This is a genomic window from Xanthomonas sp. DAR 80977 (assembly GCF_041240605.1).
Lineage (GTDB): Bacteria > Pseudomonadota > Gammaproteobacteria > Xanthomonadales > Xanthomonadaceae > Xanthomonas_A > Xanthomonas_A bundabergensis.
Genome location: NZ_CP162487.1, coordinates 5132793 through 5158171, shown reverse-complemented (window position 1 = coordinate 5158171; position 25379 = coordinate 5132793). Strand labels below are relative to the sequence as shown.

Genomic DNA, 25379 nt, shown 5'->3' with positions numbered 1-25379 from the left:
GCAATTTTGACGGTCTTAATTTATGCATTTTATTAATATGGAGGGGTTGTGAAGATAAGGACTATGTTTTTTACTTTGTTGCTTTTTTCCAGCTTTTTTGCAAATCGAGAATTGTACGCTTCGCCAAAGGTCGGCATTCATTACATGACTTGGTTCGACAACAACGGTCCATCTCTTGGATGCAGTGGAACAGGATGGAGCAATGCAACAGCGGGTCCTTTCGGTTTCGCCAACGGTTCCGTGGTCCCGTTAACGACCTCCACCTGTTACAGCTCCGATGATCCATACGTAGCCGGGTTGCACGCGTCCCTTCTGCATGACATGGGTGTGGATTTCATCATTCTCGATGAAACGAATCTGTCCAAGGTGATGGACCCTGCCGAAAACAATATTTTCCAATCGGCGAAGAATGTTATCTATGGCTTGGGAGCATATGCTACAGAGAAGATACAAGTAACATTCCAAATATCGCTCACGTGTTGGGCGTCTGCGTGCCATGGTGGCACAAAGAACGTGGAAGTTTTTACCTATAATGATCATGTCAAAAGGCATATCGAAGAAATCGCGCGGCTGAACGAAGCTAATCCTGGCCGTTTTGTCACATATAAAGAGAAGCCATTGTTGCTGGTCTATCTGAACGGCGGCTCAAATGTGTATGCGAGCGAAAATGACACAACGCCATATTTCAATGGTCCCGGCGCACTTATTCCGACTGCTGATCAGTGGAATCCTCTGGTTGAGGTGAACGGGAGTAGTGTGCGAGTTCGTGACTATTTCACTGTTAGATTTACACTGGCAGCTTATAATAATTTCGATTATCGGCCTTTCTCAAATGAGATATGGCCTTTTGCGTGCGACTATGGATGTGATGCCACGGAAGCCGGAATTGCTTCGTTGTATTCGCCGGCATGGGGGAAGAGAGACGTGGCGCAGTTCTCCCGGCAGGTAGATGCCACATCAAATCGTGATTTTCTGCTCATCCGCAGCTGGAATGAATTTTCCTCGACCGACGAGTACATGGCAAGATCCTTCACAATCGAGCCGAACACGAAATTGCATTCGGTCGACTCTACTCCAGGAAATATGGATGGATGGTATTTTTTCAATGCAATCAAGGTGAAGTTAAACGCAGGAAAGCAGTTCCGCATCCGCAGCAAGAATTCAAGCAGGTGTGTCTCCACGCAGGGCGGCGGAGTATCGAGCGGGGCTGCTTTGGTACAGAAAGACTGTTCGGGAAGCGTAGATCAACGCTGGGTGCTCAATTATCGCGGCGCAGGCGAAGATAGGTATCTCTCTATTGCCGGATCAACCCAATGCATGGATGTCAAGGAATCTTCTTTGACTAATGGTGCGGATGCCCAGATTTATACATGCCTGGGCGCAAACGCTACCAACCAGACATGGCGAATCACTTCCATCGGCGCTGGTGAGTATAAGATAATAGCCAATCATAGCGGCAAGTGCCTGGACGTTCGGGGAGGCCCGAGTGCCACGTCCAGTCAAATTCCCTTACAGCAGTGGGAATGTTTTGAAACCGCGAACCAGGTGTGGATTTTTGATCGAATTTAGTTTTCCTCGTGCACGCATGGTCTAGTTGATTTTTACGTCTCCGGGTAGCGATGATGGTGCTGCCGACTGATTGGCTCGTTATCCAATGATTTTCTTTAACATCTCACGTTCAGTTGAAAACGGTTGTCCGCTGCTGAAGATGACCATGCAGTTGGAATATGGAATAGCAATTGAGGCAGATACCTCCTTGTTCTGAGGTCGGTTGGCCCGGAGGTTGGAGGTGCGGACGCGCCTAGGGGATGTCGTGAATCTGGGCGTTGCAAGGCGGTCAGGCAGCACATCACCGTCCCGCTTCCGAACAGCCGCATGCCGGGCGGAGCACGGTGCCCCGCCCGGCATGTTTTCCATGGCGCTACAACGGCGTCGAGCGCAAAGGAAACACATCGGCGTGGCAGGCAGCATCGGGGGACGAATGCTGCAGGGCGGGCGATGACGCTGCCGCGCGGGTGCCAGACGACGCGTCGTGCGCGGGCGCGCGTGCATCGCGCGACCCCTCGCCTTGCTCGACGGTCCCGACTCTAGTCGATCGCCCCGACGCAATGAGTAGACATCTGTGCAGTCGCGTGGGCGCTGTGACGCGCGCCGCAACGTCGTTCGTGAATACGATCGCGTATGGACGGTGGGAGGCAGGGCTTGCTGCGCTTCCCGCGCCAGGCATGCCCGAGGCCGACGCAAGGGCGCACGGCGATGGCCGGCATGGCATGCCGGCCCCACCTGCTGGCGCTGGGTCGCGGTCGGTGTCAGGCTTGCGGCATCCGGCGCTGCGGGGGATGGGCGTTGGCGCACGGCGCTCGGTTGTGTCCGGGGCCCGCCGCCATCGGCATGGCCGCTGTGCTGCGTTCTTGCCGTTGCCTGCAGTGACGGTTTGCCAGTTCCCGCCTTTCCGGTGGTCCCATGCGCACGCACGGAACGTTGATCAAGTGGGACGAGGCGCGGGGCTTCGGCTTCGTGCGCTCGGCGCATGGCGATGCCGAGGTGTTCGTGCACATCGCGGCGTTTCCGCGCGACGGGGTGCGTCCGCGGCTCGGCGAGTTGATTTCGTTCGATCTGGAACAGGACGCGGAAGGACGCCCACGCGCGGTGCGGGTGATGCGTCCGGGGCGCGCGCCGGCCAGGCATGCGCGCCATGCCGCCGCCGACGCGCCGCGGCGCAGCGTATTCGGCCGCGTGCTGGCGGTGCTGCTGGTGCTCGGGATCGGCGTCTACGCGTATTGGCAGATCGCCCCGCGCTTGGCCACCAGGCCGGAACCGGGCGTGGTGGCGCCGACCGCGGCAACGCTGGCGACGCCGCCCCGGCCGAACTTCCAGTGCGACGGACGCACCCACTGCGCGCAGATGACCTCGTGCGAGGAGGCGACCTATTTCCTGCGCAACTGCCCCGGCGTGCAGATGGACGGCAACCACGACGGCGTGCCGTGCGAACGGCAGTGGTGTCACTAGCGCACGACGGACGCGGCATGTGCTGCGAGGATGCGTGCCTGTGGTGCCGTACGCCTATCCGGCCAGCGGCATTGACGCCTACGTTTGCACGCCCACACACTTGCCGTGGCGACTCCGGCGTCCGTGCCACGATCAGGGAGATGGGATGAGCTACGACCTTGCGGTGTTCGACGTGGAGGCGGCACCGCGACTGCGCGCGCAGTTCCTGGCCTGGTACGACACCCAGACCGAATGGAACGAGGAGCATGGCTACGACGATCCGGCAGTGAGCGCGGCGCCGCTGCGCGCATGGTTCCTGGACATGATCGCGGCGTTTCCGCCGATGAACGGCCCGCTGGCCGTGGACGACATCGACGCAGCGCCTGGGCGCGCCACCGACTACAGCGTCGGCCGTTCGCTCATCTATGCGGCATTCGCCTGGTCGCAGGCGCAGGACGCGTACGCAACCGTGTATGGCCTGGCCGCCAAGCACGGCGTGGGCTTCTTCGATGCCAGTTCCGAGCTGGGCGAAGTCTGGTGGCCGGATGGCCGGGGCGCGCTCACGCTCGTCCACGCCGACGCCGACGCCGACGCCGACTAGCCGATTCGCCGCGACCGTTCGTCACCCGCTGTGGTCATGCGGCAAGGGACCGCTGTTCCCGCTGGACGTTTCGACCGGCCTTGCGCCGGTCCTGTTCCAGGTGTCCGGCCTGCGTCGCCAGGACGGCATCGGCGCCGAGCGCCGCGCCGCTGGACGCTTCCGCCGCGCCGCTTCGTGCGTGGCGTCATTCGGACGCCGGCGGGCTCGGCGGTGGATCCTCGGGCTGCGCGCGGGTGAACGGCGCCAGCCGCAGCTTGACCCGATGCTCGACGCCGGCCGGGCACTGCCCCGGCGCCGGCCCGCGGAAATAGCTGCGCTGCCAGCCTTCGCGTTGGGCCGCCGGATCGGCCTGTTCCAGGTCGTGCAGGAACTGGCCGCGGCTGCGCATCCAGGCCTGGTAGTCGCGCTCCAGTTCCGGGGTCTGCGACAGCGGCTGCCAGCGCGGCTCGGTCTCGGCCAGCACCCGCCGCTGCACCGGGAAGAAGTGGCAGAACGGTTCGCCGGCGTCGAAGCGCACCCGTCCGGGGCGGGTGAACTGCCAGTTCATGGTGAAGGTGTAGGGACTCCAGTCGGTCTCGATCAGGCCGGTCAGCCCGGCGATGCCGTCCTTGGGCCGGTTGACCGGCGCGGTCACGTACAGGTCCACGCCCGGTTCGGTGCGGAACAGGCAGGGCACGTGGAAGGTGAGCACGCCGTAGCCGAAATGGCTGACCGCCGGCGCGTGGCTGCCGGCGTCGGCATGAATGCGGATGGCGTCGAGCGCATTGCCGCCGCTCCACTCGGCCTCGAACCCGCTCTGGCACAGCAGCTCCCAGCCGTGCGCGTTGGCGATGTCCAGCGGCAGGCAGCGGTAGGCGTAGCGCTGGTCGGTGCGGTCCATCCACGGCCGCTCGCGCGGCGCCGGGCGCACGTCGAGGGTGTGGCCGTCGAGAACGTGGGCGGTGAGTTTCATGGTGACGGCAGCGGCTGGGGGTGTACGCCGAGTGTGACGCGTCGGCGTCGGCATGGCGACCGCGGCGGCGGAACCATGGCCGGTCCGCGCTGCGCTTGGCGGAAGGCGATCGCGCGCGGTCGCGGCCGCGCGCGATGCCCGGCGCGAGGCAGTGCGCTCAGTCCGCCTCGAAATCCAGCAGCGCCACGCCGTCGCCGACCAGCTCGGCCTCGCGCACGCGGTAGCCGTGCACCACGCCATCGGCGGGGGCCTGCAAGGTGTGCTCCATCTTCATCGCCTCCAGCACCAGCAGCGGCGTGCCGCGCGCCACGCGCGTGCCGGGCGCGACCAGCAGTGCGACGACGCGGCCGGGCATCGGCGCGGTCAACCCGCCGGCCTCGGCGATCGGCTGGTCGGCCTCGGCGACGGGATCGTGCAGGTCGAACAACTGCGCCTGGCCATCGACGAACAGATGCAGGCGGGTGACGGCGAACACCGCGTCGGCCTGCACGCGCTGCGCATCGAGCCGGGCCTGCAGGCGGCCGTCGTGCAGGCTGCCGGCGGCGAGCAGGGTCGTGCCGGTGGCGCTGTCGTGGACGCGCCAGCCGCTCTCGGTGGCGGTCGCGCGCAGCGTGCGGCGTGCCTCGCCATGCTGCAGGGTGAGGTTGCGCGGCGCAGGCGCGCCCAGGCGCCAGCCGTCGCGCAGGTCCCAGGGCGACTGCGGATCGCCCGGCTGCGCGGCGTCGCGGCGGTCGTGCAGCAGCCAGGCCAGTGCGGCCAGGCTCCAGCTCGACTCGTCGGTGCTGGGCGCTTGCTCGAACAGTGCCGCGTGCTCGCGCTCGATCAGTGCGGTATCCAGATCGGCCTGCGCGAATGCCGCGGTGCCGACCAGGCGCTGCAGGAACGCGGCGTTGGTCGCCACGCCGACCACCTGGCACGCGGCCAGCGCCGCCTGCATGCGCCGCAGCGCGCGTTCGCGGGTCTCGTCCCAGACGATCAGCTTGGCGATCATCGGGTCGTAGTGCGGGCCGATGACGTCGCCCTGTTCGACGCCGGCATCGACGCGGGTGTGCGCGTCCGCCGCCGGCAGGCGCAGGTGTTGCAGCGTGCCGGTCGAGGGCAGGAAGCCGCGCGCCGGGTCCTCGGCGTACAGCCGCGCCTCCAGCGCATGCCCGCGGATCGCCAGTTCGTGCTGGCGCCTGGGCAGCGGCTGGCCGGCGGCCACGCGCAGCTGCCACTCGACCAGGTCGGTACCGGTGATGCACTCGGTGACCGGGTGCTCCACCTGCAGCCGCGTGTTCATTTCCATGAAGTAGAACGCGCCGTCGGGCGCGACGATGAACTCCACCGTGCCGGCGCCGACGTAGCCGACCGCGCGCGCGGCTTCCACCGCGGCCTGGCCCATCGCCGCGCGGCGTTCGGCGCTCATGCCCGGCGCCGGCGCTTCTTCCAGCACCTTCTGGTGGCGGCGCTGCACCGAGCAATCGCGTTCGAACAGGTAGGCCAGTTCGCCATGCGTATCGCCGAACACCTGGATCTCGATATGCCGCGGCCGCAGCACGTATTTCTCCACCAGCACGTGGGCGTTGCCGAACGCGGCCTGCGCTTCGCGCTGGCAGGCGGCCAGCGCGGCGACGAACTCCTCGCTGCGATCGACCCGGCGCATGCCCTTGCCGCCGCCGCCGGCGCTGGCCTTGATCAGCACCGGATAGCCGATGGCGTCGGCTTGTTCGCGCAGGAACTCCGGCTCCTGGCGCTCGCCGTGGTAGCCGGGGGTCAGCGGCACGCCGGCGGCGTGCATCAGCGCCTTGGCCGCGCTCTTGTCGCCCATGGCGCGGATCGCCGCCGGCGGCGGCCCGATGAACGCGATGCCGCGCGCGGCGCAGGCGTCGGCGAAGTCGGCGTTCTCGGAGAGGAAGCCGTAGCCGGGATGGATGGCTTGTGCGCCGCTGGCCTGTGCGGCGTCGAGGATGCGCTCGCCGCGCAGGTAGCTGTCGCGCGCGGGTGCGGCGCCGATGTGGATCGCCTCGTCGGCCAGGCGCACGTGGCGGGCGTCGCGGTCGGCATCGGAGTAGACGGCGACGCTGGCGATGCCGAGTTTGCGGCAGGTGGCGATCACGCGGCAGGCGATCTCGCCGCGATTGGCGATCAGGATCTTGTCGAACATCGGCAGGTCGGGCGTGGCCATGGTCAGTTGCCTGGAGAAGGGGTGTCGTGTGTCGCTTGTGCAGTTGCAGTTGCCATTACCATTACCGTTGCTTTGGCTTTGGCTTTGGCTTTGGCTTTGGCTTTGGCTGTTGCAGTTGCTTTGGCTATTGCTGTTGCCATTGCTTTTGACTTACCGGGTTCCCTTCCGCAGCGGCGGCCATGGCGGGGAAAAACCCGAAGGGCGGCGCACATGGATGTGCGCCGTTCGCGGCAGGGGCAGGATGCCCCTTCCGCGAATCCCCGACATGGACGCGGACCCGGAGCGCGTAGCGCGGAGGGCGCAAGGCAGGGCGCGCTTTCTTTTGGTTACTTTTCTTTGCGCGAGCAAAGAAAAGTGACCCGCCCTAAGGCGGAAGCTTTTGCTTTGGTCTTGATTTTGTAGGAGCGGCTTCAGCCGCGACCGAGGCATGCCCGGGAGGCCCCGGTCGCGGCTGAAGCCGCTCCTACAGTGATTCGGCCGCCGCAACTGCAGCAAGTGCAAGAGCAAAGCTTTCGCCTTGCGGCGAGTCACTTTTCTTTGCTTGTGCAAAGAAAAGTAACCAAAAGAAAGCACACCCCGCAGCGCGCCTTCCGCGCTGCGCGCTCCAGGTCCGCAGCCCCGACGGGCATTTTTCGATGGCACATCCATGTGCCAGCGAAAAACGTCGCGCATCCTGCGCGCCGCCCTTCGGGTATTCGCCCGCCGGGTCTGCCGCGCCGAGGGGGCCCGGTAGATCAAAAGCAAAGCAAACGCGACAGCAAAGGCAGCAGCAGAAGCAACAGCAGAAGCAACAGTAACAGCGGAGCTGGCAGCCACGGTCGGTGGGACGGCCAACGACCGCCGCGCGTGCAGAGCAGGACGATCGCGCCCGCTCACATCCGGAACACCCCGAACCGGGTCGGCTCCGCTGGCGCGTTCAACGCCGCCGACAGCCCTAGCCCCAACACCCGCCGCGTCTGCGCCGGATCGAGGATCCCGTCGTCCCACAACCGCGCGCTCGCGTAGTACGGATGGCCCTGGCGTTCGAACTGTTCGCGGATCGGCGTCTTGAAGGTGACTTCGTCCTCAGCCGACCAACTGCCGCCCTTGGACTCGATGCCGTCGCGGCGCACCGTCGCCAGCACGCTCGCCGCCTGCTCCCCGCCCATCACCCCGATCCGCGCGTTCGGCCACATCCACAGGAAATTCGGCGAATACGCACGGCCGCACATGCCGTAGTTGCCGGCGCCGAACGAACCGCCGATCACCACGGTGAACTTGGGCACCTTCGCGCAGGCCACCGCCATCACCAGCTTGGCCCCGTCCTTGGCGATGCCGCCGTGCTCGTACTTGCGTCCGACCATGAAGCCGGTGATGTTCTGCAGGAACACCAGCGGGATGCCGCGCTGTGCGCACAGTTCGATGAAATGCGCGCCCTTCAGCGCCGACTCGGAGAACAGGATGCCGTTGTTGGCGACGATGCCGACCGGATAGCCGTGCAGGTGGGCGAAGCCGGTGACCAGGGTGGTGCCGTAGCGCGCCTTGAACTCGTCCAGGCGCGAACCGTCGACCACCCGCGCGATCACCTCGCGCACGTCGAACGGCTTGCGCGGATCGGCCGGGATCACCCCGTACAGCTCCTCGGCCGGGTACAGCGGCGGCTCCGGCGCGCGCAGCGCCAGGGCGGGCGCGGGCTTGCGCCAGTTGAGCTGGGCCACGATCGCGCGTACCCGCGCCAGCGCCTGCAGGTCGTTGTCGGCGAAATGGTCGGCCACGCCGGAGATGCGCGTGTGCACGTCGGCACCGCCCAAGTCCTCGGCGCTGACCTCCTCGCCGGTGGCCGCCTTCACCAGCGGCGGGCCGCCGAGGAAGATGGTGCCCTGTTCGCGCACGATCACCGTCTCGTCGCTCATCGCCGGCACGTAGGCGCCGCCGGCGGTGCACGAGCCCATCACGCAGGCGATCTGGGCGATGCCCTGCGCCGACAGGTTGGCCTGGTTGTAGAAGATGCGGCCGAAATGGTCGCGGTCCGGGAACACCTCGTCCTGCAGCGGCAGGAACGCGCCGCCGGAATCGACCAGGTAGATGCACGGCAGCCGGTTCTGCTGCGCGATCTCCTGTGCGCGCAGATGCTTCTTCACCGTCATCGGGTAATAGGTGCCGCCCTTGACCGTGGCGTCGTTGGCGACGATCACGCATTCCACGCCGGACACGCGACCGATGCCGGCGACCACCCCGGCGCACGGCACCTCGTCGGCGTACAGGCCCAGCGCGGCGAGCGGGGCGATCTCCAGGAAGGCGCTGCCGGGATCGAGCAATGCGTCGATGCGCTCGCGCGCCAGCAGCTTGCCGCGCGCCTGGTGCTTGGCGCGTGCGGCGTCGCTGCCGCCCTGGGCGATGCGCGCCTGGGTCTGCTGCAGGTCGTCGACCACCGCGCGCAGTGCCGCGGCGTTGGCGGCGAAGGCGTCGCTGCCGGGTTGCAACTGGGTCTGGATCACGCTCATGGCAGGGCCATCGAAAAAGAGGAAAAGGGAGTGCGTGTAGGAGCGGCTTCAGCCGCGACGCGTTACCGGGAGCGTGTCGCGGCTGAAGCCGCTCCTACACGAGGCGCATCGCATCACTTGGTCCGCTCGAACAGCTCGCGGCCGATCAGCATGCGGCGGATCTCCGAGGTGCCGGCGCCGATCTCGTACAGCTTGGCGTCGCGCCACAGGCGCCCGGTCGGGTAGTCGTTGATGTAGCCGTTGCCGCCCAGCACCTGGATCGCCTGGCCGGTCAGCCAGGTCGCCTTCTCGGCGGCGTACAGGATCGCGCCGGCCGCGTCCTGGCGGGTGGTGCGGCCGGCGTCGCAGGCGCGCGCCACCGCATACACGTAGGCGCGGCAGGCGTTGAGGCCCACGTACATGTCGGCCAGCTTGCCCTGCATCAGCTGGAAGCTGCCGATCGCCTCGCCGAACTGGCGGCGCTCGTGCACGTACGGCATCACCACGTCCATCGCCGCGGCCATCAGCCCCAGCGGGCCGCCGGACAGCACCAGCCGTTCGTAGTCCAGGCCCGACATCAGCACGCGCACGCCGCCGCCGACGCTGCCCAGCACGTTCTCCACCGGCACCTCGCAGTCCTGGAACACCAGCTCGCAGGTGTTGGAGCCGCGCATGCCGAGCTTGTCCAGCTTCTGCGCGGTGCTGAAGCCGGGCATGCCCTTCTCGACCAGGAACGCGGTGATGCCGCGCGCGCCGCCGGCCGGGTCGGTCTTGGCGTAGACCACCAGCACGTCGGCGTCGGGGCCGTTGGTGATCCACATCTTGTTGCCGTTGAGCACGTAGCGGTCGCCGCGCAGTTCGGCGCGCAGCTTCATCGACACCACGTCCGAGCCGGCGCCCGGTTCGCTCATCGCCAGCGCGCCAACGTGCTCGCCGCTGCACAGCCGGGGCAGGTAGCGCGCCTTCTGCGCGTCGCTGCCGTTCTTGCGCAGCTGGTTCACGCACAGGTTCGAATGCGCGCCGTAGGACAGGCCGATGGCGCCGGACGCGCGCGAGATCTCCTCCATCGCCACCACGTGCGCCAGGTAGCCCATCGCGCTGCCGCCGTAATCCTCCTCCACGGTCAGCCCGAGCAGGCCCTGCTCGCCGAGCTTGCGCCACAGCGGCGCCGGGAACGCGTTGTCGCGGTCGGCCTGTTCGGCCAGCGGCGCGATCTCGCGCGCGGCGAAGGCGGCCACCGTGTCGCGCAGCAGGTCGATGTCCTCCCCCAGTTCGAAATTCAACGACGGCATCAGCATGGCGGGCGGGCTCCGGAAGCGGGCGTGCGGCGGATGGGGCGCCTAGAATCCAGGCGGCGCCGGGGAATGGACGCCAGCGTAGCCGGGAACGGCGAAGAAGTGAACAATAATTCATTAATTGAACATAGAATCACCCCATGGCCTACAAACGCTCCGCCCTGATGGAAGAACGCCTCGCCGGCAACCGCCAGCGGATCCTGCTGGCGGCGCGGCGGCTGGTCGCCGCCGGCGGCTTCCGCGGCGCGCCGGTGACCGCGGTGGCGGCCGAGGCGGGGGTGTCCACCGGGTTGATCTACCGCCACTTCCCGTCCAAGGCCGAGCTGTTCGTGGAAGTGCTGACCGCGGCGGTGGACCACGAGCTGGCGATCCTGCACGGCATCGCCGCCGAACCGGCGCCGGCGGCGCAGCGCCTGCGCGCAGCGATCGCCTCGTTCGTGCGCCGCGCGCTGGCCGGGCCGGGACTGGCCTACGCCTTCATCGCCGAACCGGTGGAGCCGGAAGTGGACGCCGAACGCATCCGCTGCCGGCGCCTGTTCGGCGATCTGTTCAAGGGCATCCTCGCCGACGGCGTGGCCGCGGGCGAATTCCCGGCGCAGGATCTGGACGCGGCCGCGGCCTGCCTGGTCGGCGCCTATACCGAAGCCCTGGTCGGGCCGACCGCGCCCAGCCGCGACGGCCCGCGCGACAGCGAACGCCTGGTCGAGGCGGTGTGCGGCTTCTGCCTGCGCGCGGTCGGCAGCACGCAGGCGGGATAGGGCGCTTGCGCAGCGGCGCGTTGGCGGCGACTCGGCCGCGTGCAAGGCTTGGCGGCGGCGCAGCGCTGCAGTCGCCACCGGCTGTGACCGCTAGCCCAGGGAAACAGCCGCATTGCCGACGGCGCCCTCCCGAACGCGGCAAAACTGTTGCGATGCAGCACGCATCGTCTGCGATTGGCTGCGCCGCCGGGCTGCCGTGCGCGGCAAACGCTGGCTATACTCGGCCGCGTAGCGGTGGTCCGGTCACCACGTGCCAAAGGGGTGTGATGTGCGGAATTACGACCTCGAATTTCTCAAGCGGTTCTCGTTGGTGATCGGCCTGCTGGCCGTCATCACGCTGGGGCTGATCGCGTTCGCGGCCTACCTGCACGGCGCGATCCCGCCGGAGGTCTCGCCGGTCGCGCTCAAGCGCACCGAGGAACGCATCGCGCCGGCGGGCGCGGTCTATGCCGGCAGCACCGGCGCCGCGGCGCAGGCCGCCGCGCAGGCGGCGGCGCTGGCCAAGGCCTCGGCTCAGGTCGCCTACGGCGGCACCACCGACGGCAAGGTGATCTTCGACAACCTGTGCACCGCCTGCCACACCACCGGCGTCGGCAAGGCGCCGACCCTGGACCATTCGCACTGGGACGCGCGCATCGCGCAAGGCAAGGACACGCTGTACAAGCACGCGATCGAGGGCTACACCGGCCCCGACGGCGGGATCATGCCGCCCAAGGGCGGCAATCCGGCGCTCAGCGAGGCACAGGTCCATGCCACGGTCGACTGGATGCTGTCCAACCTGAAGTAATCTGCGCATCCTGCGGGTTCCAGCGCCGCCTCCGGGCGGCGCTTTCGTGTTCGATGCCGGCCGCGTGCCGGCGAGCTAAGGAGAGTGATCGCATGCGCGTGCTGCCCCCGATGTTGTCGTTGTTGCTGATCGCCGGCGCGCCCGCCGCGCATGCGTTGACGCCGCCGCAGCTGGTCCCGATCGGGCAGTTGCGGCCGTCCGATACCGCGCCGCAGGGCGTGGTGTTCGAAGGCGTGGTCACCGCGCGCGTGCAGGCCGGCGGCGCCGGCTACCTGGTGCAGGACGCCGGCGACGGCGATCCGCTCACCGCCGACGCGCTGCTGGTGCAGGGCGACGCCGAGGCCACGCTGGTTCCGGGCGACCGGGTGCGGGTGTGGGGCGAACTGGCGCCGCGGCGCGCGCCGAGCCTGGCCTCGGCCGGCACGCCGTTCGCCGGGCGCAGCGTGCGCGAGGCCGGGCACACCGTGCTGGCGCGCGCGCAGCCGCTGCCGCTGCAGGTGCTCGACGCCGCGCCGGCCGACTGGTCGGCGCTGGCCGGCATGCGCGTGCGCATCGACGCGCCGCTGACCGTGGTCGATACCGACGCGCTGGCCAAGGCCGGCGAACTCGGCGTCGCCTTCGGCGGGCGTCTGTGGCAACCCAGCGAGATCGCCGCGCCGGGCAGCGCCGAGCAGGCCGCGGCGGTGGCCGACAACGCGCGGCGCCTGCTGCGCCTGGGCGAGACCGCGGCGCATGCGCCCGACACCCTGCCCGCCTACCTGGGCACCAGCGAGGCGGCCGCCGCGCCGCGCGCCGGCGCGACGCTGCAGGGCGTGGAAGGCATCGTCGGCGGCGTGGTCGAGGGCGCGGCGCGGCTGTATCCCACTGCGCCGTTGCAGCTGACCCCGCCGCCGGCACCGGCGCCGCCGCAGGTCGCCGGCAGCGTGCGCGTGGCCGCGTTCAACCTGGAGAACTTCTTCAACGGCGACGGCCGCGGCGGCGGCTTCCCGACCCTGCGCGGCGCGCGCAGCGCGGCCGAGTTCCAGGCGCAGCTGGCCAAGCTGGTCGCCACCATCCGCCCGTTGCAGGCCGATGTCGCCGCGCTGATGGAACTGGAGAACGACGGCTACGGGCCGACCTCGGCGATCGCCACGCTGGTGGCCGCGCTCAACGCCGGCGACGGCGGCGACTGGCGCTTCGTCGATGCCGGGCGCGGCCCGGGCGACAACCCGATCCGGGTCGGGCTGATCTACCGCGCCTCGCGGGTCAGCCCGGTCGGCAAGCCGGCGGTGCTGGAAGGCGGTCCGTTCGCCGCGCACAGCCGGGTGCCGCTGGCGCAGGCGTTCCGGCGCGGCAACGGGCAGCCGTTCGTGGTCGTCGCCAACCACTTCAAGTCCAAGGGCTGCGGCGACGCGGTCGCGGACGATGCCGACCGCGGCGACGGCCAGGGCTGCTGGAACGCCACCCGCACCGAGTCGGCGCGGCGCCTGGACGCCTGGCTGCGCACCGATCCCACCGGCAGCGGCAGCCACGCCAGCGTGCTGCTCGGCGACTTCAATGCCTACGCGATGGAAGACCCGCTGCGCCTGCTGCGCGACGCCGGCTGGCGCGATGCGCTGGCCGAGGCGCACGTCGAGCAGCCCTACAGCTTCGTCTACCGCGGCCTCAGCGGCCGCCTCGACCACGCCCTGCTGAGCCCGGCGCTGGCGCCGCTGCTGCGCGGCGCCGCCGAATGGCACGTCAACGCCGATTCGCCCGACGCCGACGGCTACCGCGAGCGCAACCTGCCCGGCCCGTGGCGCAGCTCCGATCACGATCCTCTGCTGCTTGGCTTTGAGCTTTGAGAGCGGGGATTGGGGATTCGGGATTGGGGATTCGTTGAAGCGCAGGGTCGCGGGCGGTCGGTTTTACGATCTACGTTCGGCAAGAGCGGGGTGACCAGCCACTCGGCTGTTGAACAGTCGGGATTGGGGTGGGCGAACCGCAGGCTGCGATCTGCGCTTTTGCCAATCCCGAATCCCGAATTCCCAATCCCGGCTAGCCGTGGCGATGCCCACTGCGGCGCCAGTTCCACAGGTGCGCGCTCGCCAGCAGCAGGCTGCCGAGCACCGTGACCGGGGTTTCGGCCTGCGCGCTGGGGAATCCGACCGCGCCGGCCAGCAAGCCGCACAGGCCCAGCACGGCCATCGTCCACAGCGGCAACGGCAGCGGGCGCTGCCGCTGCGCGCGCCACAGCGCCAGCCCGGCCAAGGGCAGCGCGATCGCCACGAACAGCGCATGCACCCATTCGGCCTGCGCCCACACGCCGAACAGGGGCAGGGCCGCGGCCAGCAGCGGCAGCGCCAGGCAGTGCAGCAGGCACAGCCCGGACAGCAGCACGGCGGAGGCATCGAAGAACGGCTGGGGCAGGGATTTCATGGGCGGCGACTCCGGCATTGAAGTGTTATATAGTAACATTTCTCCCGCCACGTCCAAGCCGCCATGCCACTGCCCGCCGTGCTCGACCGCCGCCTTCCCGTCACCGTCCTGTCCGGCTTCCTCGGCGCCGGCAAGACCACCTTGCTCAACCGCGTGCTGCGCAACCGCGACGGCCGCCGCGTGGCGGTGATCGTCAACGACATGAGCGAGATCAACATCGACGCCGCGCTGATCCGCGACGGCGGCGCCGCGCTCAGCCGTACCGAGGAGACCCTGGTCGAGTTCAGCAACGGCTGCATCTGCTGCACGCTGCGCGACGACTTGCGCCAGGAGGTGCAGCGCCTGGCCGACAGCGGCCGCTACGATTACCTGCTGATCGAATCCACCGGCATTTCCGAGCCGATGCCGGTCGCCGCCACGTTCGCGGTGCGCGACGAGCACGGTCGCAGCCTGGCCGACGTGGCGCGGCTGGATACCATGCTCACCGTGGTCGACGGAGTGAGCTTCCTGCGCGATTTCGGCTCGGCCGAACGGCTGGCCGAGCGCGGCCTGCAGGCCGGCGCCGACGACGAGCGCGGGCTGGTCAACCTGCTGGTGGAGCAGATCGAGTTCGCCGACGTGATCGTGATCGGCAAGTGCGACCTGGCCACCCCGGCCACGCTGGCGCGCACCCGCGCGGTCCTGCGCGCACTCAACCGCGACGCGCACATCGTCGAGGCCAGCCACGGCGACGTGCCGCTGGACCTGGTGCTGGACACCGGCCGTTTCGACTTCGTGCGCGCGCAACTGGCGCCGGGCTGGATGCAGGCATTGCGCGGCGAGCACGCGCCGGAAACCGAGCAGTTCGGCATCGGCAGCTTCGTCTACCGCGCGCGGCGCCCGTTCCATCCGTTGCGCTTCGCGCGGCTGGCGCAGAACGGCCTGCGCGACGTGGTGCGCAGCAAGGGCTTCTTCTGGCTGGCCAGCCGCATGGACTGGGTCGGCGAGCTGTCGATCGCCGGCGCGGCCACCCAGACCCAGGCCGCTGGCTTCTGGTACGCCGCGCGCGAACGCGTCGAGCAGGGCCTGCTGGACACGCCGCTGCCGTTGCCGCCGCGGCCGCTGCCGTATACCGAGCTGGGCTGGCAGCGCCAGCACAGCGCGTGCTGGAGCGCGCCGCCGCCGCGCGCCGAGGACGTCGGCGACGCGCGCGAATACGCGGCGCTGCGCGCGCTGTGGCATCCGTTGTGGGGCGACCGCCGCCAGGAACTGGCGGTGATCGGCGTCGATCTGGACGAGGCGCGGGTGCGCGCCGAACTGGACGCCTGCCTGCTCGACGACGCGGAACTGGGGCGCGGGCCGGTGGCCTGGCAGGCGCTGGCCGATCCGTTCCCGCTGTGGCGGCGCTGAATCGTTGGCGATGACATCGACGTTTCGGGCCGGGCGTGGGGGAAGCCTTCGCCCGGACACCGATCCAGGGCGGATGGCTCCGCGCTGCGCTCGTCGCGGCTGAAGCCGCGACACAACCCCACGCCGCCCACGGCCCCACTAACCGCGCGCACCCACCGCGATCAGCACGATCGCCAGCAACGCCAGCCCCAGCCCGGCGCGGTTCCAGACGCTGGTCTTCTCGCCGAACGCCAGCACCCCGAGCAGCGCGCCCAGCACGATCACCCCCAGGTTCATCGCCGCGAACACCACCGCCGGGCTGTCCGGCAGCGCCTGGTGCGCGCGCACGTAGAACGCGATGTTGCCGAAGTTGAACGCGCCCAGCAGCAGGCCGGCACCGAGATTGCGCCAGGCCAGCGGCGCGCTGCCGCGCACATGCCGCCACAGCTGCACGCCGAGCAGCAGCACGAAGGCGATCGCGAAGGCGACCAGCAGCGACGCGGCGAACGGCGTGCCGGCCTGGGCGATGCGCTTGAGCAGCACGTCGATCAGGGCGAAGCCGGCCCACACCAGCAGCAGCCATGGCGCCGCGCGCGCCGCGCCGGCCGGGGCCGGCCCCGGCCGGTGCACGATGCCGGCGATGGCCAGCAGGCCCAGCGCCAGCCCGGCCAGCTTGTAGCCGTTGGCGCGCTCGCCGAACAGCGCGAACGCCGCCGCCAGCGACAGCAGCAGCGATAGCCGCTGCGCCGCGTCGGTGCGCACGATGCCGGCCAGCGCCACCGCGCGGCCCAGCACCAGGAACAGCGTCGGCAGCAGCACCGCCAGGCCGAGTAGTTCGGTCCACGGCGCCTGCGCGCCGCGCAGCGTGGCCAGCGGCGGTTGCAGCAGCGCCGCGCACAGCAGCGCCGCCGCCAGGTAGTTCCAGGTCACCGCCTGGGCCAGGTCGATGCGCCGGCGCGGCGCCAGCTTCAGCAGCATCGAGACCAGCACGCTGCACAGCACACTCAGCAAAACGAACGCCACGCGCGGGAATCCTTCGGGGAAGAGAACGCTGCGTGCGCATGGCCGGCATGTGGCCTGCACCCAGCCCCGGTATTATGAGCGCATGACCTCTCCCGCTTTCCCCACCGAATCCGGCGCGTTGACGCTGGACGGCCCCGCCGGCCCGATCGAGGCCGCGGTCGATCTCCCCGATGCCGACGTGGCCGCCGTGCCGGTCACCGCGATCGTCTGCCACCCGCTGTCCACCGAGGGCGGCACCATGCACAACAAGGTGGTGACGATGGTCGCGCGCGCGCTGCGCGAGCTCGGCGTGCAGGTGGTGCGCTTCAATTTCCGCAGCGTCGGCGCCTCCGCCGGCAGCTTCGACCATGGCGACGGCGAACAGCAGGACCTGGCCGCGGTGGCCGCCTGGGTCCGCGCGCAGCGCCCGCACGACGCGCTGTGGCTGGCCGGCTTCAGCTTCGGCGCCTACGTGTCGCTGCGCGCCAGCGCCGCGCTGCAGCCGCAGGCGCTGGTGTCGATCGCGCCGCCGGCCGGGCGCTGGGACTTCGCCGGCGTGGAACCGCCGCCGCAGTGGCTGGTGATCCAGGGCGACGCCGACGAGATCGTCGACCCGCAGGCCGTGTACGACTGGCTGGAGACGCTGGAACAGCAGCCGCAGCTGGTGCGCATGCCCGACACCAGCCATTTCTTCCACCGCAAGCTGATCGACCTGCGCGGCGCCTTGCAGCACGAGGTCAAGGCATGGTTGCCGGCGCAGCAGGCGTGAGTGCGGTGCGGCGGCAGGATGGCGCATGCCGCAGCGCGGATCCTTGCCGATGAGCGCCGCCGTCCCCCCCTCGCAACGCTACGCCGCCGGCGTGGCGCGCGGCGACTGGCGCGACGATCCGGCGCAGCACGCCGCGCTGGCCGAGCTGGACCGCATCCACGAGGCGATCGTGGACGGCGACCAGGACGGCTGGCTGGATCGCCTGGCCGCGTTCTGGAAGAAGCCCGAGCCGGTGCGCGGCCTGTACTTCTGGGGTGGCGTGGGCCGCGGCAAGACCTTCCTGGTCGACTTGTTCTACGACGGCCTGCCGATCGAGCAGAAGTACCGCACCCATTTCCACCGCTTCATGCGCGGCGTGCACGAGCGCCTGCGCGAGCACGCCGGGCAGAGCGACCCGCTGGCCAAGATCGCGCAGGAGTGGCGCACCCAGCTGCGCGTGCTGGTGCTGGACGAGTTCTTCGTCACCGACATCGGCGATGCGATGCTGCTGGCGCGGCTGCTGGAGCGGCTGTTCGCCGAGGGCGTGACCCTGGTCACCACCTCCAACACCGCGCCGCAGAACCTGTACCTCAACGGCCTGCAGCGCGAGAGCTTCCTGCCGGCGATCGCGCTGCTGCAGAAGTACTGCGTGGAGCTGTACGCCGAAGGCACCGAGGACTACCGCATGCGCGCGCTGACCCGCTCGCCGGTGTACCGCGCGCCGCTGGATGCGCAGTCCGACGCATGGCTGGGCGGGCGTTGGGGCGAACTCAGCGGCAACGAACCCGCGCGCAGCGGCAACATCGTCATCGAGGCGCGCAAGATCCCGGTGCGCGGCCGTGGCAAGAGCATCGCCTGGTTCGATTTCGCCGCGCTGTGCGAAGGTCCGCGCGGGCCGGCCGACTACATCGAGATCGCGCGCGAGTTCAACACCGTGCTGCTCGGCGGCATCCCGCACTTCGACCGCATGAACGAGGACGCGGCGCGGCGCTTCGTCAACCTGATCGACGAGCTGTACGACCGCCAGGTCAACCTGGTGTGCACCGCGCAGGACCCGCCGCCGCAGCTGTACAGCGGCGAGCGCCTGGCCGGCGCGTTCGAACGCACCGCCTCGCGCCTGATCGAGATGCAGAGCGCCGAGTACCTGGCCACCGCGCACCGCGCCTGAGCGCGGTGGCGCCACCGCGGTAGCAGCCTCCGCTGCAAGGGCGAACGCCCATGTGCCGTCAGGCCTCTGCAGGAGTGGCTTCAGCCGCGACGAACGAAACGCCGGCACCGCCGGCACGGTGCAGTCGGGACTGAAGTCCCTCCCACAAGGGCCGGAATGCCTGGAGCATCGCGATGCTTCCTGTGGGAGCGACTTCAGTCCCGACGAGCGAAGCGGTAAACCGGCAAGCATGTGCAGTGCCCTCACAAGGACAGGTAGGCCCGATGCGCCGTCGGGCTTGCCTGTGGGGGCGAGCCCGGATGACCGGACCGGCGATCGGTCGCGATGCGGTAGACATTGCGATCCATGCAGAACGAGGTGCTTGCAATTAAATAGCGCACTATGTAAATTGCAGCCATGCCGAAGAAGCGCACCCCTGCCGAGATCCCCAGCCGCGACGCCGCGCTGCAGCTGGACCAGCAGCTGTGCTTCGCGCTGTACTCGGCCAACCTGGCCATGCACAAGCTCTACCGTGGCCTGCTGAAGGACCTGGACCTGACCTATCCGCAGTACCTGGTGATGCTGGTGCTGTGGGAGCAGGACGCACGCACGGTCGGCGCGATCGGCGAGCGCCTGTTCCTGGATTCGGCCACGCTGACACCGCTGCTGAAGCGGCTGCAGGCCGGCGGCCTGGTCACCCGCGAACGCTCGGCCGACGACGAACGCCAGGTCGTGGTGCGCCTGACCGCGGCCGGCCGCGCGCTGCGCGGCAAGGCCGGCGCGGTGCCCGAGCAGGTGTTCTGCGCGGCGGCGTGCTCGCTGCAGGACCTGCGCCAGCTCAAGCAACAATTGGAGACCCTGCGCGGCAACCTGGGCGGCGGCTGACGCCGTTGCCACGGAGCTGACGCGCTTCCATGACGTTTCGTTAATTAAGTAGTGTGCTATTAAATAGCTGTCAATCAACTGGCGCGACGCGCCTCACCAGGAGCAACCACCATGGCCTCACCCGAAAAGATCCTCTACACCGCCCATGCCACCGCCACCGGCGGCCGCGAAGGCCGCGCCGTGTCCTCCGACAAGGCGCTGGACGTGAAGCTGTCCACCCCGCGCGAACTGGGCGGCGCCGGCGGCGACGGCACCAATCCGGAGCAACTGTTCGCGGCCGGCTATTCGGCCTGCTTCATCGGCGCGATGAAGGCGGTGGCGGCGCAGGACAAGCAGAAGCTGCCGGGCGAGGTCAGCATCGAAGGCAGCGTCGGCATCGGCCAGATCCCCGGCGGCTTCGGCATCGCGGTGGAACTGCGCATCGCCGTGCCGGGCATGCCGCGCGAGGAGCTGCAGGCGCTGGTCGACAAGGCGCACCAGGTCTGCCCGTACTCCAACGCGACCCGCGGCAACATCGACGTGAACCTGGTCGTCCTCGACTGATCGATGCCGTTTGCCTGAAAACCCCGTCGCGCACCCTGCGCGGCGGGGTTTTTGCTGTCTGCAGTACGGCAGTGGCCGAGCCAGCATGGCGCATGCGTTGCGACGTCGTCGAGAGCGAGGGCGACAATTGGTCGGCCGAGAACGAGACTGTCTTCAAGACGCCGATCCGCGAACAATTCGAACAACGAGGCCATCCGTACTACGCGAGCGTACGGTTTTGCGATGACATCACAATTGATCCGGCGCAGACATGCGTTGTCGCTGGGAATTGGGTTGTCGGCGGCGCTGAACGCGCCGCCGACCGATCCGGTTTGGTGTGTTCCGGATGTGAGCGGGCACGACCGCCCTGATGTGCAAGGGTGCGGCGGTCGTCGGCCACCCCACCGATCGTGGCCGATAGCTCTGTTGCTGTTGCTTCTGCCTCTGCCGTTGCTATTGCTGTCGCTTTTGCTTTGTTTTTGATCTACCGGGTCCCCTCAGCGCGGCAGACCCAACGGGCGAATACCCGAAGGGCGACGCGCAGGATGCGCGTCGTTTTCCGCCGGCACATGGATGTGCCGGCGGAAAATGCCCGTTGGGTCTGCGGACCCGGAGCGCGCAGCGCGGAGGGCGCGCTGCGGGGTGTGCTTTCTTTTGGTTACTTTTCTTTGCACAAGCAAAGAAAAGTGACTCGCCGCAAGGCGAAAGCTTTGCTCTTGTACTTGCTGCAGTGGCAGCGGCCGAATCACTGTAGGAGCGGCTTCAGCCGCGACCGGGGCCTCCCGGGCATGTCGCGGTCGCGGCTGAAGCCGCTCCTACAAAATCAAGACCAAAGCAAAGGCTTCCGCCTTAGGGCGGGTCACTTTTCTTTGCTCGCGCAAAGAAAAGTAACCAAAAGAAAGCGCGCCCTGCCTCGCGCCCTCCGCGCTGCGCGCTCCGGGTCCGCGTCCATGACGGGGATTCGCGGAAGGGGCATCCTGCCCCTGCCGCGAACGGCGCACATCCATGTGCGCCGCCCTTCGGGTTTTTCCCCGCCATGGCCGCCGCTGCGGAAGGGAACCCGGTAAGTCAAAAGCAGCAACAACAGCAACAGCAACAACAACAGCAACAGCAACAGCAACAGCAGCAACAGCAGCAGCAATACTCACGCGATGACTATGGCTACCGTGGGCTGCTTGCTATTGCGACCTCGATCGCATCGCCTTCGTGCCGGGCCGTCCCTTGCCTTACCCGCGGCACCGGCGGTATTGCTGTGCTGCAGAATGAGGTGGAACTGGGTCAATGCGATAGTGCGAAGGTCATCACTTTTGCGCATGCCATGCTCAGCCCTGCCGGCCTCAGCTCCGCCTACAACGCCGATACCGTTGCCGCCTTCATCCAGGGCGCGCGCCGCCTGCTGGTCCTCACCGGCGCCGGCATGTCCGCCGAAAGCGGCGTGCCGACCTTCCGGGGCCAGGACGACAGCCTGTGGGCGCGCTTCGATCCGCAGCAGCTGGCCACCGAGGAGGCGTGGCGGGCGGACCCGGCGCTGGTCTGGGGCTGGTACCGCTGGCGCATGGCGATCGTCGCGCAGGCGCAGCCGCATGCCGGGCACCACGCGCTGGTGCGCCTGGCCGGGCTGAAGAGCACCACCCTGGCGACCCAGAACGTGGACGACCTGCACCAGCGCGCCGGCAGCGAGGTCGCCGCGCACGTGCACGGGCGCCTGTCGGCGTTGCGTTGCAGCGATTGCGGCCAGGCCTGGCACGGCCTGCTGCCGCCGATCGACGTGCAGGCGCCGACCCAGCGCCTGGCGCCGCCGGTCTGCGCGGCCTGCGGCGGCGCGGTGCGCCCGGGCGTGGTCTGGTTCGGCGAGGCGCTGCCGGCCGCGGACTGGGCGCGCGCCGAGAGCGCCGCCGATGCCGCCGACCTGGTGCTGGTGATCGGCAGCTCCGGCCTGGTCCATCCGGCCGCCGGACTGCCGCTGCGCGCCAAGGAGCGCGGCGCCTACGTGGTCGAGATCAATCCCGAGCCCAGCGCGCTGTCCGCACGCGCCGACCTGCACTGGCGCGACAGCGCGGCGGTGGCCTTGCCGCTGCTGTTGCAGCGCTGGCCGGCGGGCTGAATTCCGCGTGCGCCCCGCCCGCCAGGCGGGCGCTCAGCGCAACGAACGCAGGAATGCGTCCACCGCGTCGGTATAGGCCGAGGGCAGGCCCAGGTCGTGGTTGATCTCGGCGTGGCTGCGGTCCTGCGGCAACACCTCGACGCGGATCCGCCGCGTCGCCGCCTTGTCGGCCAGGTGCCGGGCCTGCGCGCAGGCATCGGCGCGGCGGCTGGAGCACACCGCCAGCAGCGGCGGCGCGGCGGCGCCCATCTGGTGGTACGGCGAGGCGGCGATCCAGTCGCTGCGCCGGCTGCCGAAGGCACGGTCGTACAGCGGCAGGTGCCGCTCCTGCATCACCTGCTCCACGTCCATCGCCGCGCTGTCCAGCGCCACCGTGCCCAGCGGCGCGCGCGCGCCGGCCCGCGCCAGCAGCGTCGGCGACAGGTCCAGCAGCGCCACCAGGTGCGCGCCGGCCGAGTGCCCCATCAGCACCATCCGCGTGCCGTCGGCACCCCAGCCGGCGGCTAGCGCCTGCACCCTGGCCACGGCGAGCGCGACATCGCCGGCCTGCTGCAGCGGCGTGGCCTGCGGCAGCAGGCGGTAGTTCACCGAGACCAGCGCGTAGCCCTGCGGCAGCCAGTGCGCGACCTTATTGGCGGCGACCCCGGGATTGTCCTTGTCGCCGTTGGCCCAGCCGCCGCCGTGCACCATCACGATCAGCGGCGCGTTGCGCGCATTGGCGGGCAGGTAGACATCGAAGCGCTGCGCCGGATCGGCGCCGTAGGCGACATCGCGCAGCACGCGCGTGCCGTCGGGCAGCGGCGCGCGCGGCGCGGACGCCGACTGCACCAGCCGCGCACGCAGGCGTTCGCGCAGGCGGCCATCCTGCGCATGCAGCGTGGCGGCGTGCAGCCCGGTCAGCAGCAGCGACACGCCAAGCAAGGTACGGGCGAGCGAGTTCATCGGCGGAGTCCTTCGAGAGCGGGGGCGTGGGAGGGAGGGGTGGGGTGACGCGGGATCGATCCGTTTCCGGCGCGAGCGCGACGCCGCGGGTCCCCGGGTGCAGCGGCTGCCTGCGCCGTCGCCGCGGCGCCCGCGCTCATGCCTCGCGCACCCGCAACGTCGCGCGCAATCCGCGCGGCGCGGCCGCCTCCAGGCGCAGTTCGCCGTGGTGCTGGCGGGCGACGCGCTCGACGATGGCCAGGCCCAGCCCGCTGCCGCCGTGGCCGCCGTGCACGAACGGCTGCCGCGCGCTCGCAGCCAGGGCCGGCTCCAGCCCGGGACCGTGGTCGCGCACCTCGATGCGCCAGCCGTCGCCGTCGCGCGCCAGGCGCAACTGGAACGGGGCGGCGCCGTGGCGCTCGGCATTGCCGATCAGGTTGCCGAGCGCGCGCTGCAGCGCCATCGGCTTGGCGTACAGCGGCGCCTGCGCCGGCAGGTCGGCGTCCCAGGGCGCCTGCGCCGCGCCCAGCGCGTGCCGGCACAGCTCGGCCAGGTCCAGCGGCGCGCTGGCCTCGTCGCGGCCGTCGCGCGCATAGGCGATGAACTGCGCCAGGATCGCGTCGATCTCGCCGATGTCGCGTTCCATCCCCTCGCGCAGTTCCGGCTCCACCTGCGGCAGCAGCGCCAGCGCGTACTGCAGGCGGGTCAGCGGCGTGCGCACGTCGTGCGAGATGCCGGCCAGCATCAGCGTGCGTTCGGCCGCGGCGGTGCGCACGTCGGCGCTGGCGTCGGTCAGGGCCCGGGCCAGGTCGTTCACTTCGCGCGGGCCGCCGCTGACGACCGGCACGGCGCCGTCGCCGCGCACCAGGTGCGGCGCCGCCTGGGCCAGTTGCCGCAGCGGCAGCACCAGGCGCCGCGCGAAATAGGCCGCCGCCAGCCACACCAGCAGCGCGCAGGCGGCCAGCAACGCCACCGAGAAGCGGCGCATGCCGTGGCCGCGGCGCTCGCCGGCGAACGACACCCACAGCGGATCGGGGGTGGCGAGCTTGAGCCACACCGCGCCGTCGCCGTCGCCGCGGCGCAGCTCGCGCCCCGGGCCGAGCTGGTCCGCCGCGCGCCGTTGCAGTTCGTCGGCCAGCGGCCCGCTGCGCGCGTCCACCGCCGGCGGCGGCGCATGCCGGACCTGCAGCCCGGCCTCGCGCAGCGCCGGCTCCAGCGCCGCCGAAGACGGCGAGCGCTGCAGCGCCTCGGCGACGTTGGCGAAGCCGTCCATCGCCCGCAGCAGCTGCTGCGCGGCCGGGCGCAGCGCCAGTTCGCGGCCGAGCAGCAGCGCCAGCAGGCCGGCACCGGCCAGCACCAGCGCGATCACCAGGGCCAGCTGCCCGAACAGGCTGCGCGGCCAGCCGTCGCTGATGCGGCGGTTGCGGCTCATGGCGCGGCCTGCGGCGGCACGTAGACGTAGCCGATGCCCCACACGGTCTGGATCAGCCGCGGCGTGCGCGCGTCGTCCTCGAGCAGCTTGCGCAGCCGCGCCACGGTGACGTCGATGCTGCGCGCGAAGGCGTCGTGCTCGCGGCCATGCGCCAGGCTCATCAGGCGGTCGCGGCTGAGCGGCTGCTGCGGATGCCGCAGCAGCACCGACAGCACCGCGAACTCGGCGGTGGTCAGCTTCAGCGGCTGCCCGTCGCAACTCAGTTCGCGCCGGCCCAGGTGCAGGCGGAAACGGCCGAAGCCGATCTCGCCGCCGTCCGGCTGCGGCGCGCCGGCGCCGGCCGGCCGCGTGCGGCGCAGCACCGCGCGGATCCGCGCCAGCAGCTCGCGCGGGTTCACCGGCTTGGGCAGGTAGTCGTCGGCGCCGATCTCCAGGCCGACGATGCGGTCGACCTCGTCGCCCTTGGCGGTGAGCATCACGATCGGCGTGGTGTCGCCCTGGCCGCGCAGGCGCCGACAGATCTCCAGGCCGCTCTCGCCGGGCAGCATCAGGTCCAGCACCACCAGGTCGTAATGGCCGCGCGCCAGCGCCTGCTGCAGCTGGGCGCCGTCGGCCACCGCCTTCACCGAAAAGTCCTGGCTTTCCAGATAGCGGCGCAGCAGCTCGCGCAGGCGTTCGTCGTCGTCGACCAGGAGCAGGCGGGCAGGGGCGTCGTTCATGGGCGCCACTATCGGCTGCGCCACGGTCGCCCGGCAACGCCCGCCGTGCGGACTTTGTAAGCGGATGTTTCCGCCGCCGCCCGCAGAAACATCCGCTGGTCACACCGCAACACCTTGCGCCCGC

Annotated in this window: 21 protein-coding genes and 3 pseudogenes; 13 read left to right on the top strand and 11 right to left on the bottom strand. The window is 69.5% G+C overall.

Annotation, left to right across the window (positions count from 1 at the left end; all coding sequences use genetic code 11):
• Positions 1-144 precede the first annotated feature (144 nt).
• The 3 genes from AB3X10_RS22005 to AB3X10_RS21995 all read left to right on the top strand — a co-directional run bounded on the left by AB3X10_RS22005 (position 145) and on the right by AB3X10_RS21995 (position 3589).
• Positions 145-1569: an RICIN domain-containing protein gene (locus AB3X10_RS22005; RefSeq protein ID WP_369977554.1), complete on the top strand. Its 1425-nt coding sequence runs from the start codon at positions 145-147 to the stop codon at positions 1567-1569.
• Between the two features lie 894 nt (positions 1570-2463).
• Entirely contained in the window at positions 2464-3009 is a 546-nt protein-coding gene (locus AB3X10_RS22000) for an excalibur calcium-binding domain-containing protein (RefSeq protein ID WP_369977552.1), read from the top strand.
• Positions 3010-3154: 145 nt separating this feature from the next.
• The gene (locus AB3X10_RS21995) at positions 3155-3589 is read left to right on the top strand and encodes a hypothetical protein (protein ID WP_369977550.1); all 435 of its coding nucleotides are present in this window, start codon (positions 3155-3157) and stop codon (positions 3587-3589) included.
• 184 nt (positions 3590-3773) lie between these two features.
• Here AB3X10_RS21995 and AB3X10_RS21990 read toward each other — a convergent pair whose 3' ends face one another.
• From AB3X10_RS21990 to AB3X10_RS21970, 5 genes and pseudogenes are all read right to left on the bottom strand, one after another.
• Positions 3774-4541 (bottom strand): DUF6065 family protein, encoded by a 768-nt coding sequence (locus tag AB3X10_RS21990; RefSeq protein ID WP_369977548.1) that lies wholly within the window; start codon positions 4539-4541, stop codon positions 3774-3776.
• 157 nt (positions 4542-4698) lie between these two features.
• Positions 4699-4965, bottom strand: a pseudogene (locus AB3X10_RS21985) (acetyl-CoA carboxylase biotin carboxyl carrier protein subunit); the annotation flags it as partial.
• 143 nt (positions 4966-5108) lie between these two features.
• A pseudogene (locus AB3X10_RS21980) lies at positions 5109-6687 on the bottom strand (acetyl-CoA carboxylase biotin carboxylase subunit); the annotation flags it as partial.
• Positions 6688-7580: 893 nt separating this feature from the next.
• A complete protein-coding gene (locus AB3X10_RS21975) occupies positions 7581-9191 on the bottom strand; it encodes a carboxyl transferase domain-containing protein (RefSeq protein WP_369977547.1) in 1611 nt (536 codons plus the stop codon).
• Between the two features lie 113 nt (positions 9192-9304).
• Complete coding sequence (locus AB3X10_RS21970; RefSeq protein ID WP_369977545.1) at positions 9305-10468, bottom strand: isovaleryl-CoA dehydrogenase; 1164 nt, start codon at positions 10466-10468, stop codon at positions 9305-9307.
• A gap of 137 nt (positions 10469-10605) precedes the next feature.
• Between AB3X10_RS21970 and AB3X10_RS21965 the strand changes: the two genes are divergently transcribed.
• From AB3X10_RS21965 to AB3X10_RS21955, 3 genes are all read left to right on the top strand, one after another.
• Entirely contained in the window at positions 10606-11223 is a 618-nt protein-coding gene (locus tag AB3X10_RS21965; protein ID WP_369977543.1) for a TetR/AcrR family transcriptional regulator, read from the top strand.
• A 268-nt stretch (positions 11224-11491) separates the two neighbouring features.
• Complete coding sequence (locus AB3X10_RS21960; RefSeq protein WP_369977541.1) at positions 11492-12010, top strand: c-type cytochrome; 519 nt, start codon at positions 11492-11494, stop codon at positions 12008-12010.
• A gap of 92 nt (positions 12011-12102) precedes the next feature.
• Positions 12103-13833, top strand: a complete 1731-nt coding sequence (locus AB3X10_RS21955) for an ExeM/NucH family extracellular endonuclease (RefSeq protein ID WP_369977538.1) — start codon at positions 12103-12105, stop codon at positions 13831-13833.
• 193 nt (positions 13834-14026) lie between these two features.
• Here AB3X10_RS21955 and AB3X10_RS21950 read toward each other — a convergent pair whose 3' ends face one another.
• The gene (locus AB3X10_RS21950) at positions 14027-14407 is read right to left on the bottom strand and encodes a MerC domain-containing protein (RefSeq protein ID WP_369977536.1); all 381 of its coding nucleotides are present in this window, start codon (positions 14405-14407) and stop codon (positions 14027-14029) included.
• Positions 14408-14470: 63 nt separating this feature from the next.
• Between AB3X10_RS21950 and AB3X10_RS21945 the strand changes: the two genes are divergently transcribed.
• Positions 14471-15796 (top strand): GTP-binding protein, encoded by a 1326-nt coding sequence (locus AB3X10_RS21945; RefSeq protein ID WP_369977534.1) that lies wholly within the window; start codon positions 14471-14473, stop codon positions 15794-15796.
• Positions 15797-15934: 138 nt separating this feature from the next.
• Here AB3X10_RS21945 and AB3X10_RS21940 read toward each other — a convergent pair whose 3' ends face one another.
• Entirely contained in the window at positions 15935-16753 is an 819-nt protein-coding gene (locus AB3X10_RS21940) for an EamA/RhaT family transporter (protein ID WP_369981939.1), read from the bottom strand.
• A gap of 127 nt (positions 16754-16880) precedes the next feature.
• On the opposite strand from AB3X10_RS21940, the gene AB3X10_RS21935 reads away from it, so the two are divergent.
• The 5 genes and pseudogenes from AB3X10_RS21935 to AB3X10_RS21915 all read left to right on the top strand — a co-directional run.
• Positions 16881-17546: an alpha/beta hydrolase gene (locus AB3X10_RS21935; RefSeq protein WP_369977532.1), complete on the top strand. Its 666-nt coding sequence runs from the start codon at positions 16881-16883 to the stop codon at positions 17544-17546.
• A gap of 49 nt (positions 17547-17595) precedes the next feature.
• Positions 17596-18693, top strand: coding sequence for a cell division protein ZapE (gene zapE, locus AB3X10_RS21930; RefSeq protein WP_369977530.1), 1098 nt, complete (start codon positions 17596-17598; stop codon positions 18691-18693).
• A gap of 396 nt (positions 18694-19089) precedes the next feature.
• The gene (locus AB3X10_RS21925) at positions 19090-19557 is read left to right on the top strand and encodes a MarR family winged helix-turn-helix transcriptional regulator (protein ID WP_369977528.1); all 468 of its coding nucleotides are present in this window, start codon (positions 19090-19092) and stop codon (positions 19555-19557) included.
• A 111-nt stretch (positions 19558-19668) separates the two neighbouring features.
• A complete protein-coding gene (locus tag AB3X10_RS21920) occupies positions 19669-20100 on the top strand; it encodes an organic hydroperoxide resistance protein (protein ID WP_145703847.1) in 432 nt (143 codons plus the stop codon).
• A gap of 92 nt (positions 20101-20192) precedes the next feature.
• Positions 20193-20431: pseudogene (locus AB3X10_RS21915) on the top strand (methylcrotonoyl-CoA carboxylase); the annotation flags it as partial.
• A 507-nt stretch (positions 20432-20938) separates the two neighbouring features.
• Here AB3X10_RS21915 and AB3X10_RS21910 read toward each other — a convergent pair.
• The gene (locus AB3X10_RS21910; RefSeq protein WP_369977526.1) at positions 20939-21220 is read right to left on the bottom strand and encodes a hypothetical protein; all 282 of its coding nucleotides are present in this window, start codon (positions 21218-21220) and stop codon (positions 20939-20941) included.
• A 177-nt stretch (positions 21221-21397) separates the two neighbouring features.
• On the opposite strand from AB3X10_RS21910, the gene AB3X10_RS21905 reads away from it, so the two are divergent.
• Positions 21398-22183 (top strand): SIR2 family NAD-dependent protein deacylase, encoded by a 786-nt coding sequence (locus tag AB3X10_RS21905; RefSeq protein WP_369977524.1) that lies wholly within the window; start codon positions 21398-21400, stop codon positions 22181-22183.
• Between the two features lie 33 nt (positions 22184-22216).
• Here the strand turns inward: AB3X10_RS21905 and AB3X10_RS21900 are convergent, their stop codons facing one another.
• The 3 genes from AB3X10_RS21900 to ompR form a co-directional block, all read right to left on the bottom strand.
• On the bottom strand, positions 22217-23125 hold the full coding sequence (locus tag AB3X10_RS21900; RefSeq protein ID WP_369977522.1) for an alpha/beta hydrolase: 909 nt from the start codon (positions 23123-23125) through the stop codon (positions 22217-22219).
• A gap of 136 nt (positions 23126-23261) precedes the next feature.
• The gene (locus tag AB3X10_RS21895; RefSeq protein WP_369977520.1) at positions 23262-24536 is read right to left on the bottom strand and encodes an ATP-binding protein; all 1275 of its coding nucleotides are present in this window, start codon (positions 24534-24536) and stop codon (positions 23262-23264) included.
• Positions 24533-25255 (bottom strand): two-component system response regulator OmpR, encoded by a 723-nt coding sequence (ompR, locus tag AB3X10_RS21890; RefSeq protein WP_369977519.1) that lies wholly within the window; start codon positions 25253-25255, stop codon positions 24533-24535. The genes AB3X10_RS21895 and ompR overlap by 4 nt, the downstream gene beginning before the upstream one ends.
• Positions 25256-25379: the final 124 nt, after the last annotated feature.